At 38.0% G+C, this 13,490-nt stretch carries 17 protein-coding genes; 4 read left to right on the top strand and 13 right to left on the bottom strand.

What is annotated here, in order from left to right:
* Positions 1 to 3: 3 nt before the first annotated feature.
* The 3 genes from GS400_RS07185 to GS400_RS07175 all read right to left on the bottom strand — a co-directional run bounded on the left by GS400_RS07185 (position 4) and on the right by GS400_RS07175 (position 2,122).
* Complete coding sequence (locus GS400_RS07185) at positions 4 to 969, bottom strand: hypothetical protein (protein ID WP_160100369.1); 966 nt, start codon at positions 967 to 969, stop codon at positions 4 to 6.
* Between the two features lie 451 nt (positions 970 to 1,420).
* The gene (locus tag GS400_RS07180) at positions 1,421 to 1,831 is read right to left on the bottom strand and encodes a hypothetical protein (protein WP_236561187.1); all 411 of its coding nucleotides are present in this window, start codon (positions 1,829 to 1,831) and stop codon (positions 1,421 to 1,423) included.
* An 87-nt stretch (positions 1,832 to 1,918) separates the two neighbouring features.
* Positions 1,919 to 2,122 (bottom strand): hypothetical protein, encoded by a 204-nt coding sequence (locus tag GS400_RS07175; protein ID WP_160100366.1) that lies wholly within the window; start codon positions 2,120 to 2,122, stop codon positions 1,919 to 1,921.
* A 235-nt stretch (positions 2,123 to 2,357) separates the two neighbouring features.
* On the opposite strand from GS400_RS07175, the gene GS400_RS07170 reads away from it, so the two are divergent.
* Both GS400_RS07170 and GS400_RS07165 read left to right on the top strand, forming a co-directional pair.
* On the top strand, positions 2,358 to 3,050 hold the full coding sequence (locus tag GS400_RS07170) for a hypothetical protein (protein ID WP_160100364.1): 693 nt from the start codon (positions 2,358 to 2,360) through the stop codon (positions 3,048 to 3,050).
* 139 nt (positions 3,051 to 3,189) lie between these two features.
* Entirely contained in the window at positions 3,190 to 3,546 is a 357-nt protein-coding gene (locus GS400_RS07165) for a DUF2200 domain-containing protein (protein WP_160100362.1), read from the top strand.
* Between the two features lie 194 nt (positions 3,547 to 3,740).
* Here the strand turns inward: GS400_RS07165 and GS400_RS07160 are convergent, their stop codons facing one another.
* The 8 genes from GS400_RS07160 to GS400_RS07125 all read right to left on the bottom strand — a co-directional run bounded on the left by GS400_RS07160 (position 3,741) and on the right by GS400_RS07125 (position 10,972).
* Entirely contained in the window at positions 3,741 to 4,139 is a 399-nt protein-coding gene (locus tag GS400_RS07160; RefSeq protein WP_160100360.1) for a hypothetical protein, read from the bottom strand.
* Between the two features lie 33 nt (positions 4,140 to 4,172).
* Positions 4,173 to 4,955 carry a class I SAM-dependent methyltransferase gene (locus GS400_RS07155; protein ID WP_160100358.1) on the bottom strand — a complete coding sequence of 261 codons (783 nt, stop codon included), beginning with the start codon at positions 4,953 to 4,955 and terminating at the stop codon, positions 4,173 to 4,175.
* A 63-nt stretch (positions 4,956 to 5,018) separates the two neighbouring features.
* On the bottom strand, positions 5,019 to 5,246 hold the full coding sequence (locus GS400_RS07150) for an RDD family protein (protein ID WP_160100356.1): 228 nt from the start codon (positions 5,244 to 5,246) through the stop codon (positions 5,019 to 5,021).
* Between the two features lie 158 nt (positions 5,247 to 5,404).
* Complete coding sequence (locus GS400_RS07145; protein WP_160100354.1) at positions 5,405 to 6,826, bottom strand: glycoside hydrolase family 32 protein; 1,422 nt, start codon at positions 6,824 to 6,826, stop codon at positions 5,405 to 5,407.
* Between the two features lie 12 nt (positions 6,827 to 6,838).
* Positions 6,839 to 7,795, bottom strand: coding sequence for an aminoimidazole riboside kinase (locus GS400_RS07140; protein WP_160100352.1), 957 nt, complete (start codon positions 7,793 to 7,795; stop codon positions 6,839 to 6,841).
* Between the two features lie 69 nt (positions 7,796 to 7,864).
* A complete protein-coding gene (locus GS400_RS07135) occupies positions 7,865 to 9,265 on the bottom strand; it encodes a sucrose-specific PTS transporter subunit IIBC (RefSeq protein WP_160100350.1) in 1,401 nt (466 codons plus the stop codon).
* Positions 9,266 to 9,460: 195 nt separating this feature from the next.
* Positions 9,461 to 10,447 (bottom strand): LacI family DNA-binding transcriptional regulator, encoded by a 987-nt coding sequence (locus GS400_RS07130; protein ID WP_160100348.1) that lies wholly within the window; start codon positions 10,445 to 10,447, stop codon positions 9,461 to 9,463.
* Between the two features lie 54 nt (positions 10,448 to 10,501).
* The gene (locus GS400_RS07125; RefSeq protein WP_236561241.1) at positions 10,502 to 10,972 is read right to left on the bottom strand and encodes a DnaA N-terminal domain-containing protein; all 471 of its coding nucleotides are present in this window, start codon (positions 10,970 to 10,972) and stop codon (positions 10,502 to 10,504) included.
* 120 nt (positions 10,973 to 11,092) lie between these two features.
* Between GS400_RS07125 and GS400_RS07120 the strand changes: the two genes are divergently transcribed.
* Positions 11,093 to 11,755 carry a DUF3889 domain-containing protein gene (locus GS400_RS07120; protein WP_236561186.1) on the top strand — a complete coding sequence of 221 codons (663 nt, stop codon included), beginning with the start codon at positions 11,093 to 11,095 and terminating at the stop codon, positions 11,753 to 11,755.
* Between the two features lie 90 nt (positions 11,756 to 11,845).
* Here GS400_RS07120 and GS400_RS20155 read toward each other — a convergent pair whose 3' ends face one another.
* Positions 11,846 to 12,046, bottom strand: a complete 201-nt coding sequence (locus GS400_RS20155; RefSeq protein WP_236561185.1) for a hypothetical protein — start codon at positions 12,044 to 12,046, stop codon at positions 11,846 to 11,848.
* An 18-nt stretch (positions 12,047 to 12,064) separates the two neighbouring features.
* On the bottom strand, positions 12,065 to 12,220 hold the full coding sequence (locus tag GS400_RS20150; protein ID WP_236561184.1) for a hypothetical protein: 156 nt from the start codon (positions 12,218 to 12,220) through the stop codon (positions 12,065 to 12,067).
* A gap of 773 nt (positions 12,221 to 12,993) precedes the next feature.
* Between GS400_RS20150 and GS400_RS20465 the strand changes: the two genes are divergently transcribed.
* Positions 12,994 to 13,416 carry an immunoglobulin-like domain-containing protein gene (locus tag GS400_RS20465; RefSeq protein WP_370519765.1) on the top strand — a complete coding sequence of 141 codons (423 nt, stop codon included), beginning with the start codon at positions 12,994 to 12,996 and terminating at the stop codon, positions 13,414 to 13,416.
* Positions 13,417 to 13,490 lie beyond the last annotated feature (74 nt).

Raw genomic sequence — 13,490 nt, 5'->3', positions numbered from 1 at the left:
TTATTATACGTTTGGTAAGAAGGAAGAGATTTGCGGTGGTTCGGAAGGTGGCGCGTTCATCCATTGGGTGAAGAAGAACGACGCTTTTCCGTGCAGTACATTCATGACACTCTGGTTCAAGTCTGTTGGTTTTGATGCTATAGCAAAGACTTGTACTGAACCATTTACGTTTTGTTGAGACTCACTATTTTGCATAGATGGTGATGGGTTCGGTACCACAGCATCTTTGTTTGGAATCGGTGCTGGTGTAACAGGTTGCTGAGGTTCTTCTTTAGTCTCTTTCAAGGACTGATTACGTTCACTTGTAGTTCGATCTTGGGAACCCTTTTGATTCACTTCCTCCGTTCTTGGTTCCTTTGTAGGAATAAGTGTACCAGGAAGCTCTTTCTTAGGATTCTTATCAAGTACCGGCTCAGTTACTTTTTCTTGCAAAGTAGGATCTTGAACCTTTTCAGCGGCCTCGTTGATAATATTATTAACTGTATCATTAGGGGGAGTCATAACATCTTCAACTGAATCAGCCGTATTGTCTACTTGGTTCTTCACCGTCTCCGTTACTTGATCAACTACTTTTGTGGTTTCATCTACTGTGTCCGTTACATTTTTGGTAGTAGAGCCCACTGTATCTTCAACATGGTTTAGTGTTGAATCTGCAGTATCCTTTGTGTCCTTGATCGTTTTATCTACATCTTCAGTAACATCATCAGTCAGTGATGTTTCTTCTTGTTCTGATGAAGAATCCGTTTTCGTAGATTCTGAAGAAGTATCCTCTTGTTCAGAATCTTCTTCTGTTGTATTCGATGAAGATGTAGAAGACGACTCTTCTGATTCTTTTTCACCTGTCACGGTATCTGTTGTTTCCTCGACGGTATCTCCCACCTCAGAAAACAACCCACTTTGAGCAGATGCGAATTGAGGAACACTCAACAACCCAAGAAGCACAACCAAATATGAAATTGTCACACGCACGTCGTGTTTCACCCCCTTTCCGCTTATTCTACTCAAAGGATACGAAAGGCTTATAGTAAAATTGGGGGTTAAGTGAGAAAAAATTATTAATAGAGGAAAAATGACCCTTGTTATTTTTTAAAACAGGAGTTTTCTCCTCCTTTTTAATGAACATAACGAAAACTTGTCGATTGGCAAGCCTTTAAGGCGCAGAAAGAGGCTTAGTTGCGCTTATACTTCATACTTTTTAAATTTTCACTACGCCGAATTGCACCGTCGCTAAAATTTTATCCTTTCTTAACGTGAAAAAAGACGCCTAATGATCTTGGCGCCCTGGATGAGGAGAGGTTTTTTTTTATTTTTTGAATTCTTAAAAACACGACTCGTTTCTTATAAAAGGTACTTATCTAATACCACCTGAAACCTCTATTTTAAAAAACCGAGTTGAAATAAGGTGTTTATCCTTTCTGATTCACTTTGGTTCAGCAAGCGTTTCACCCGTTATGATCTCTACCAAAGTCTCGGCTTCTTTATCCGACATAATGGTATATTTATCAGGTCGTTTAAATAAGTAAATGCTTACGCGATCTATACTAAAAAGAATTTCATATTTTTCATCCTTTTTCGTTTCCTGCTCCTTCATATGATTAATTGTGAATTGATACTGAGGAACTTCACTCCATGATACTTTGTTATCTCGCCAATTTAATTGAATCTCGTCGAGAATGTTTACAACTTTTTTTACCTTTTCCGGATTCTCAATTTCTCTATAGGGATTATATTCCCCATTCTCATTAAGCTTCGTTACTTTTATGGTGGGAATCGTTTGGGCTCCACTGTTACATGCTGTCATCAGCCCAATTAAAATAAAATACACAATCACTCTTTTAAGAATACGATCACCTCATCTTACCTGAAATTAAAATCACATTCAGACTCTACTATCATCCGAATGTGATTTTTCGCTTTCTTAATGTTCTTGTTCTAACGTAGCTTTAATAATTTCCATAAGAGCTGGCGACACTGTGTCAGGATCAACCATGCCATCTTTCGCAGTTTTTACTTGGTCTAAATCATCTTCAATTTCATAGCGTCGAGAGCCGAGATCAACCTGGCCACTCTCCAGCACATATTTAAGAGCATAAATTCTTTCATGAAGCGTTTCGCGATCCATATTATTCCACACCTTTATTTGTAGCATTTACCTTCAATATACAATATTTTGCCTATTTTCACCACACCAGCCTATGAACCTATGTAGATTTTTCATTTATTTTTTCATAGCACAAATCATACATTGAAATCGCTTGTAACTTATCCAACATCAGATACGACAGATGGGATGAAAAAGGAATTTAATGCATTGAATTCAATTAATTTCTAAAATATTAGGAAAGGAGTTGTTAAAGATGAAAAAAATCTTAACGACATCACTAGCAGGATTACTTGCACTTGGAGGTTGCGCTCTCGGAAGTGATGACAGTTCCAACACTTCAGCAGCTCAAGACAATGATCAGAAAGAGAAAACACAACAAGAAGAGGAAAAACAAAATAACAATTCCACAGAATATAAAGATAATACTAAAGGTAAAGACAAGAAAGATTCAGATAAATATAATGACAGTAACGAATCAGATAATTCTGATGAGAACAATCAAAACTCAGAAAAAGACAGCAGCGATACAGAAGCTAAGTATCCAATGAATAAAGACCGTGCCAAAACAGAGCTAGAAGAATATGAGGAAGCATTTAAGAAGGTTATCAATTATACAAAAGACAATGGAGAATTAAAAGAATACAAGACCAAAGATAAGTTAAAAGATTACTTTATGCATTTCATGTCAGCAGAGCAAGCAGATGAATGGATTAACACGTACTTTGTCATGAAAGATGATGCACTTCATGTGAAAGCTATGGACGGTCCTAAGTTCCTTAACAGTGACCAACCAATTGAATTTAAACAGGGAAGCAACGGAAATTACAAAGTTGTTCAAGAAACAGATAACGAACTATACGGCCACATCAAAACAACGTACATGTTAACTATAAACGATGGTGGCTACTGGATTATTCAAGACGTTACTTCTGAAAGCTTAGAATAAGAATCGAATGAAAGAGCGACATTATAGCATGCGCTCTTTTCCATAAGGGTTCCAAATATTACTTCTTTGGACGATTACTTCGTTGAATCCGCCTATTCTTCGTACTATAATAAAGAAAATTATGTAAGGGAGAAGAATTATGACCAAACATAAGATCTATACAATGAGTTTCGCAAGTGTCTACCCCCATTATGTTAAGAAGGCAGAGAAAAAAGGACGTACAAAAACAGAAGTCGATGAAATCATCCGGTGGTTAACAGGGTATAGCCAGGAAGAGTTAGAAGCACAACCGGAAAAACAGACAACCTTTGAGGACTTCTTTGCGGAAGCTCCCCAACTAAATCCTTCGAGAGCTTTGATCAAAGGTGTGGTCTGCGGGGTCCGAGTAGAGGATATCGAAGAACCAACTATGCAGGAAATTCGCTATTTGGACAAACTGATTGATGAGTTAGCAAAAGGAAAAGCACTAGATAAGATTTTGCGAAAAAGTAATTAATAATGAAGAAACACTGATTCCATTTTAAAAAGGTCGGTGTTTTGTTTTTTGTTAAATCAACAAACTTTGCTACATCTTTATACAGTATCAACATTATAGGATGCGCAATTAAAAACACTATTAATGGACCAAAAAAACTAGTATATTCACTCGCTACCTCCATAGAAATAACAATTTTGTATGTAAAGTAAAGTCTATTTAATATTGAACAATTCACCTATTTTGTTTGCCATCTCTTCTGAAACTATTTTTACGTCGGTTACCTTAGTTTCTCCGTCTACTTCTCCTATAGAGATTAAGAAAGTGATTTCATTATCAAACGAAATCATTTCATATTTACTAAAAGTAGTGGTTGGATAATATTCCTTTTTCTTACTTAACACTTTGTGAAAACGACCAAAATCTTCTTTCGACAGCTTCTCAGCAGCTCTATCTGACAACATGTTTTCAAATTCTTCATAGCTTTTATTTTCTATAAGTTCTTCCATTTTTATTGAAGTATAAAAATCACTTGAATCATCTTTACTACATGCAAATACTGCTATTAGTAACATGAACAATGTGCTTATAAGAATTAAATATTTTACCTTCACCCACATCTCCCCCTTGAAAACAACTCCAAAATATTAATCCACTTTCATCTTTATAGCTCTAGTAGTAACAAAACACTTAATATATTCATCTAAAGGCCTTCTTCCACCAAAATCATCTTCATATAAGCCTGCAAGAACAAACCCAGCATCTATCTGACCTTGAATTTGGTCTTCTAATGTATGACCGAATTCAATTGTATGGTTAGCCTCGAAATAATTCTTAACTTCTTCTTCAGTCAAATGGTCTAATGAGGACGAAGGAATGGTGTTCTTGACGACTAATTTCCCTTTCATATCCTCTTCTTCATCGAAAATAAAAAGAATTGGATTGGTAAAGCCGGCAATGAGTGTCCCTCCGTCTTTTAACACTCTTGAAGCTTCCTGCCAAACAGACGACACATCTTCCACAAATAAGTTGGAAACAGGGTGAACGATCATATCAAACTCTGCATCTCTGAAAAAATGGAGATCTGTCATACTTCCTTGCACGGTTTTAATATGCAATCTATCTCGCTCTGCTACGGCTCGATCTTGCTCTATTTGTTTCGCGGACAAATCTACAACCGTTACATCAGCACCAGCTGCAGCTAATACTGGCGCTTGTTGTCCCCCACCAGACGCTAAACAAAGAATGCTCACACCCTCTAATGATTCGGGAAACCATTCTCTCGGCACAGCTTTATTAGGTGTCATCTTTATACTCCAGTCGCCTGCTCTACTTTTTTCAATGATCTTTTTACTTACTGGCAAGGTATATCCGACTCCATCTTCTACTTTCTTATCCCAAGCCTTGCTATTTTGATTTAATGTATCCACTATAATCTTCCCCCTTTTATGTCGCACTCCTTATGTAATTACAATTACCTCTTTTTTATTTAATCAATTACACCCCACTATTGGGAAGATAAGACCATAAAGAAAACCTAACAAATCAATTAACAAATCAATTAACAAATCAATTGGCCGAAAGTCTTCATAAAAAAACTCACCATACAAAAATACTGTAATAGCCCCAATTATTATATTTACAACAATCATATCTATAATTCTTGCACCTAACCTATTCAAAAAGCCTGCTGGACTATGTACCTCCCTATGAACCTCCAAAACTTTTCTGAAACATATCTTTTTAGTAATAAAAGTTCTGTTCATTTTAACACATTTATCCATTTATGAATGAAAATTTTCAAGATGATACTAAAAAAAGCAGCCCAATTAATTAAAATCGGACTGCTTTATTTCACCAAACTTTTTCATTTTAAATGTTACCCTAACTCCCATGCTTTCACTTCTAAATGTGTATCACCTTGAACATCAAATCGAATGTTCTCTTCTGTTACATCCGGAAACATGCGAGAGGTAAACACTTCTTCTCCCCCATTCACAAAAAGCTCCAGGGTGGATTGATCTAAGAATAAGCGAAGTTCTTTTAACGGACTTTCTAACGTACAAGTTCTCTCTTCAATAGATCCATCTACTAAGCTTTTGCGCTCTAAAGTCACGGACCTTTCAGCTCTGTTATACGTTATCTTGGCAAAATCATAAAGGTCAATGGACACTACAGATTTCTTTGATGATTCAATATCCACTACAATCTCAGAGGATTTTGGAAGCTCTTTTTCTACATAGCCTTGTTCCAATTCAAAAGAACATACTTCTTCTCCTCGAAGATTTTTCAACTCTTCAACAGGCTTTTGAAACACTTTGCCATCATGAAGCTTAAGCTCACGTGGTAATGTTAAATTGTGGATCCAACGGTACTCGATCGTAGGATGATGCTCTTCATTTTGGTCAGGGATTCCCATCCATCCGACAAGTATTCTGCGTCCATAATCATCCTCTGTAGTTTGAGGAGCATAAAACTCAAAGCCGCGATCTAACTCTACAAAAGAACCATGTCCAAAAGTAGCCTGCTCTGGATCAAAATCTCCAACGACATAGCCAGACTGATAAACATTGTTATAATACATACCATCAGATTCCATACCTTGTGGGCAAAAGACTAGAACATGCTGATTTCCTAAAGCAAATAGGTCCGGACATTCCCACATATATCCGAGCTCTCCATTGGAACTTGAAAGCTCACCTTTAAAGTTCCAGCTCTCTAAATCCTCAGATTCAAATAGAGCAACGCTTCCTTCTAGATCAAGCGTTTGAGCACCCACAACCATGAACCATTTACCATCCTCTTTCCACACTTTAGGATCACGAAAATGAGGAGTGAATCCTTCTGGTAAGCGAATCAATGGACCTTTTTTTGTGAAATCGATCCCATCTACAGACTCAGCCAAGCATTGGTAGGTTTCTCGATTACCGTGTTCATCTTTTACGTTCCCAGTATAGAAAACCTTTAGCTTGCCATCATCATCGACTGCACTTCCTGAATAACAGCCATTCTTATCGTACCAATCACTTGGTGCAAGAGCGACAGGCTCCAACTCCCAGTTCACTAAATCCGTAGAGGAATAGTGCCCCCAAAACTTAGCACCATGCGTCGTATCAAAGGGCATCCATTGAAAGAACATATGATACGTTCCATTCCACTGAATAAACCCATTTGGATCATTCAGTAATCCTACAGGTGGCATCATATGATACTTCTGGCGATAGGGATCTTTTTCGACAATAGATTGATAGTGTTGGACTTCTTTCTCAGCCATCTCTCTTAGTTGTTGATCTCGGTTCATAACAAAATCTCCTTACTGCCCATTTTCCAAAATGTTTTGTACGTGTTGTCGATCAGGTAGTGCAGTCATAGCCCCTTTTGATGACGCAGCTAAACCCCCAGAGACACTTGCGAACTTAGCCATATATACGGCATCCTCTACTGAAATGGATTGAATATCTCCAGAACGTTCGCTCAACTGATAAAGTACACCTGAAACAAAGGCATCCCCAGCTCCAGTCGTGTCTACAGCTTTAACTTTTAGAGCATCTACTTGTGCTGAGCCTTGTTCAGTATATACAAGACTTCCTTCTGCTCCCAACGTGACAAAGATCAATGGAATGTCATACTTTTCTTTAAGCTTCTCAATTCCTTTTTCAATAGAAGCCTCACCTGTTATGAATTCTAGTTCTTCTTCAGAAATTTTAAGAACATCAACTTGGTCTAACACAGATACCATCTGCTCTCGAGCTTGTTCTTCACTATCCCATAGACTAAGGCGTAGGTTTGGATCATACGAAACCAAAACTCCAGCTTTTCTTGCTTGTTCTACCGCATAGATTGTAGCGCTTCGAGCAGGTTCCTTAATCAATGAGATGGAACCAAAATGAAAAACATTATGCTCCTTAAATAGACCTTCATGAATATCCGATTCTGAAAGTTTCTGATCCGCAGAAGGATTGACATAAAATTCAAAACTGCGTTCCCCGTTTTCATCTAAAGTAACAAACACGATATTCGTATTCGCTTCTTCAGAAAAAGACATGTTTGCCGTTTCAACACCATAGTCCGTTAAGGTTTCTTTCAAAAATCGGCCAAGTACGTCCTGTCCAACTTTTGAAAGAAAAGTAGATTTTGCACCAAGTCGTGCTGCTCCAACAGCTACATTTGCTGGGGCTCCTCCCGGATTTTTTTGATATGTCATATTCGTTTGGTCAGTTGGAATAAAGTCGATTAACGCTTCTCCAAGTGTAATAATCCCTTTTGTCATGTGGTTCAACTCCTTACAGATGTAAATAGCAAGAAGACCTTTTCGAGAAAAGGCCTTCTCTTCTATTTTTTATTCTTTTTTATCTAACATGTTGTCATTGAAACCAAACATCCATGTTAGACCAAAGGCTACTGCAATGGCAACAATGTTGATGAAGAAATAACCTAACAGTTGTCCATTTAGATATAGTAATGCACCTGGTAATACAGTGATGGCCATTCCTGTTGCTTTAAGACCCATGATAGAAGCTAAGAAACCACTAACACCGCCACCAACAAGTCCCATAATGAATGGACGAACATAGCGTAAGTTAACACCGAAGATTGCCGGCTCTGTAATTCCTAAGAATGCAGATGTTGCAGAAGAAATGGATAGTGCACGTAACTTCTTCCCTTTTGTCTTCATACCTACAGCTAGTGCTGCACCACCTTGAGCTGCAATCGCTCCTGTGATGATTGGGTTAAATGGATTATATCCAAGATTGTTTAATAACTGAATCTCTAGGAAGTTAAAGATGTGGTGAACACCTGTAACAACAATGATTTGGTTCACAAAACCAATAATTAGTCCACTTAAACCAAATGGAAGTTCAAGTAAGAAGCGCATAGCTTCGAAAATACCTTGTTCAACGATGTGGAAGATTGGTCCAATCGCGAATAATGAAAGCGTAATCATAACAAGTAATACTAAAAATGGGGTAACAACAAGATCTAACGCTTCTGGTACTTTCTTTCGTATGACTTTTTCAAGCTTGGCCCCGACAATACCTGCGATAAAGGCTGGTAATACTGAACTTTGATAACCTAATACCGGAATAAATCCGAAGAATGTCATTGGTTCTGCATCTCCACCAGCTACTGCCCAAGCGTTTGGCAAGGATGGGGAGACGAGCATGAGTCCGAGGACGAGTCCTATGGTCGGATTTCCCCCAAATACTTTAAACGTTGACCACGCTACCAATGCTGGTAAGAATATAAATGCTGTGTCTGTTAAAACCTGTGTTAACGTAATGAAGTTTTCTGGTACGCTGTCAGGTGTTAATCCGAACAATGCTAATATTTCTTCTTGTAAAACCAGACCACGAAGTCCCATGAATAAACCAGTTGCAACAAGCGCTGGAATGATCGGTACGAATACATCACCAAATGTACGAATCGCACGTTGGAACCAGTTTCCTTGTTGTTTTGCATCTTCTTTTAATTCTGACTTTGATGTACCCGTAACCCCTAGATTCACAACTTCATTGTAGATGTTGTTTACCGTACCAGTTCCGAAAATGATCTGATACTGTCCGGAGTTGTAGAAAGCTCCCTTTACTTTTTCGGTTTCCTCTAAGCTTGATACATCGACGTTGTCCTTATCATGCACCATAACACGAAGACGTGTTGCACAATGGGCAACGGACTGAATGTTTTCATGACCTCCAAGCGCTTCAATTACGCTTTCTGCAATTTGTTTATTGCTTGCCATTTCTGTCTCCTCCTCACATGGTTCATATGTGTAATCGATTACACATCACTCAAAAAATTATTATTGCTAACCAGCCGCTTAATCCCAAATAAGGAATCGTTTACATATTTGTCAAAATAAAAATGAAAGCGGTTATATCTTTCTCTAAAAAAATAATGTGTGAACGATTACATATATGATTTTTTCTACGTCACACTATACACTATCTCTCAAAATGAGTCTATAGGAATTCTTAATTTTTTTGCTTGTATTTTTTCCCTGCAACTGCGCTATTAGAGCACGAGCGGCTTCTTCACCAGCTTCTTTGTTAAAATAGTCTACTGTAGTCAGAGAAGGGGATACATATTTTGACATGACAGATGCACCAATCCCTGTCACTGCAATATCTTCTGGAATTCGGTACCCTTGTTCCTTCAAATATTCCATAGCCCCAATCGCCATACGGTCCGTAACGGCAAAAACAGCATTGGGTTGCTCACTTGTATTTTGCAGGATGCGCTTCATACCTTCGTAGCCTGAATCAATTGAGAAATCCCCAATTTCAACCCACTGATCCTGAATAGGCAAGTTATGCTTCGCCATTGTTTGAAGATATGCCTGTTTACGTTCATATCCAACAGACGGGTCCTCTTCCCCTATGCCGATGAACGCAATTTTGTCATATCCTTTCTGTATCAACATGTTTGTTACATCAACAGATGCAGCGTAGTCATCATAGACAACAGACGTGACCCCAGGGAAGTCTTGTCCTAGTGAGACAAAGGGTAAGTCAACATCTTGAATGGTCTGTAAAAGCTCATCGTTAATATTCGTTGCAGATAAAATAATCCCATCAACCTGACGACTTTTCAGCAAGCGAATGTATTCGATCTCTTTATCCTTTTGCAGTTCTGTATCGGTTAGTAAAATTTGAAATCCTTGTTTCGATAGGACATCGTTAATTCCGTTAACTAATCGACTAGCTGTTTCTGTTGAAATGCGTGGCAAAATGATTCCGATAACACCTGAACGCTTGGTACGCAGAGATTTTGCCGACACACTTGGCATGTATCCGGTTTCTTCAACGATGTTCATAATTTTTTTTCGAACATCTTCACTTACATATCCACTATTATTTAACGCTCTCGATACGGTTGTTCGAGATACGTTGGCCATTTTTGCTATATCGTTAATGGTTGTCATTGTTCTTCTTCCCCCAAAATCTTCGTGAAACTATCCTAACATAGATTTATCGATTTATGTTTCATTATCTTGCGCCCATTTCTGAATCGGAAGCTCATGTTCATTTTTTAGCATTTGTATCAGCTTTTTCTGCGCCTCCTGATCTAGAGCAAGGATTTGCCCTGTGATGTAGAAAACAGGGTCTTCTTGCTTTTCATCCTTCATGTTTAAATGCTCTTCAATCCTCGTAACTCTTTCTTCAAGAGATCGCACAGGTTTCGCTGGTGCTTCATATTGAACTTGAACGTGTTCAACTTCCTCCAAACCTGACTGCACCTTAATATTAACTTCTTTTCCAGTCACTTCTTTGGCAGCTTTTCGGATAAGATCTTTATATCGTGCGTCAATCCAGTCCCTCGCGAATTCATCAGGCGCATGGACGACAATTGTTTCCCCTTGCACTTCGCCCGTGGTTTTGGATAACCATGTTTCAAAAGATGGTTTTGGAATGTCCTTTTGTAGTTTTTGTAATACTTTACTCCACATTTCATTCAAGGTAAATCCCTCCAGTTTTATTTTAGTTTTTAAATATTGCCAGTCATGAGCCAAGCTATGCACATCATACGTTATCAATAGTGGAGAATGTCTACCGAAGGAGGAATGAATATGATGTATGCTTATGATCAATATGGAAATCCGTATGTATACAGTCCTTACCCTGTTGCTTATGTACCTCAACCTTATAATCCGTATCAACGTGGCTATTATCCGAATTTTTATTACCGTCAACAATCGGTTCAAGGCCAAGCATCTTGGACTGAAGGCGGGGCTGAAACTGCATGTAACACACCTTGGTCTACTAACAATTACATGACCGCTGCTGTTGGTGAAAATACACCTTACCAGTGTGGTCAAAAATTAAAAGTGAAAAACCTTTCTTCCGATGATCAGAAAGAAATCACGGTGACCGTAGTGGATCAGGTACCCAACTATCCACCAAACAAAATCAACCTGCACCGCAAAGCCTTTCAAGCATTAGGAGCCAATCTTGATGCTGGAATAATTAACGTACAGATCACCCCCATTACACCTGAACAAGAAAGCAGTGAATGGGGAAAGTATTTAATGAATGTGACACAAACGGCTTACCCAAATTATCAAATTACAGATTATAAGTCGGTTTCAAAGACTGAAATTTCGAGTGATCAAACCAAAGAAGTTTATGAGTACACACTCCAATCTTCACAAGAAACCATAAAAGTTCAGGCAAGTGTGACGTATAATCCTCAAACTGGTCGTGTGGTATCGTTTGATTTGAAAGAAGTCTAATGCTTTTTGGGAACCGAGCTCGCGTTGATGAGCTCGGTTTTCTTATTATAAAAAAGGTCAGGTTGCAACTTCAGCAACCTGACCTTTTATTTATGAAGCATCTACTTTCAAGTTCTTAAACACATTCACCACAAAGACAATCACACTAATTGCTAGTACGTTACTCCCCACAATCACAAGAAGTAACAACGATTCATTCCCATAAATCAAGAATCCAAGTCCTACCATAAATAACGGTAGCGAAAGGTTATGGAGCCAAAAGTGGGTTTTACCTAATTTGTTATTCGCCAATTGTGGGAAGAAATGATATTAAAGTCCAAAAAGTGCCATTGAAACCCAGCCGACGAGGTTTATGTGAGCATGTACGCCCATTGATGCATGGTCATGAGCCATTTCCATAAAGATTCCTAACCCAATCCCAATAAAAAAGTATATCGAAGCTAATTCGATAAAACGGATCCCCATTAAACTCCTCCTTTCAATGAAATTAAACCTACTATATCTATACAAAAATACCGTAAAATAGACGTAAAAACTTAGTATACATATAAAAACCTCTCCTCCTCATCGCAAATGTGGATGAAGAAGAGAGGTTAATGGTTTAGTTCTGTATTTGTCATTCCTTAGCGCACCCCTTACCTATTCTAATAATGTTGCATTCTGACTATTATCGAGGGCGGCGCTCACTCATTAGATATTCCAATTCAATTTCATGAATATTCATTTCACTCACCTCCTTAGTTATTGTTTCCTACTTATTTCGGGCGACGTTCTTCTATTTGATGACCCAATTCAAATTCGTTTAACATTACTCATCTCTCCTTGTTTTCTTGTTAATCTAAGTATATCTCTGAGAGCATTTTTTCTTAACGGTACCAAGCACGAACTTTTCTCAGACTTCAGGATGATAAAGGTTTCAGACCAACAGAATAACAATCAAAAAACCTTTCTTCTTCACAATGGATTGAGAAGAAGAAAGGTTAATGATATTCTCTCTTTTTTGTATCTTCCATAACGCACCCCCTACGATTAATGGATTGGATCCTATTTCTTTCTATCGAGGACGACGCTCACTTATTAAATATTCTAGTTCATGTTCATTTACAACCATTAAACTCACCTCCTGTATAATTTGCAAAACACTTATCTTGGACGTCGGTTTTCTATTTGCTGACTCAGTTCAAATTCGTTAAACATTTTTTATCTCTCCTTGTTTTCTTGTTAATTTAAGTATATCCGTGATCGCTTTTCTTCTTAACGGTATCGAGCACGAACTTCCCTCATACTTCAGGAGGATAAGGGCTTCAGACCAAATTCATAGCCTTATTTATGTAACATCACTGATTAGCTTGTACTCAAAAAGAGCAGGTACCGGATTAAGTGCTAATCCGGGAAGTAATTCCACACCAACCATTCCTTTAACTCAATTGGATTATGAATTAGAGCCTGGGCGCTATCGTGTAGTAAAAGATTTTGATGGAGAAAATATTGAATTATTCCAAATAGCTGCAGAATTTAAACTCATGAAAAAATCACCTATAAACCTTGCCGTTAAGCCTTTTATAGAAGGAAACCAAAACTTTTTTCATCAGATGTTTGCATTCCTTGGTTCATCTGTTATAATAAAATTACATTATTTTTGTTCGGGTAATGATTATTGAAAGAGAAATGATTCAGTAGTGATTGTCATCTTGAATAATTGTGTAGAGCAAGAATAGTAATATATCGTGCTAAG

The sequence above is a fragment of the Pontibacillus sp. HMF3514 genome (genome assembly GCF_009858175.1).
Classification (GTDB): Bacteria; Bacillota; Bacilli; order Bacillales; family BH030062; genus Pontibacillus.
Note: the sequence above shows the minus strand (reverse complement) of the source record. Positions and strands in the feature narration are given on the sequence as shown.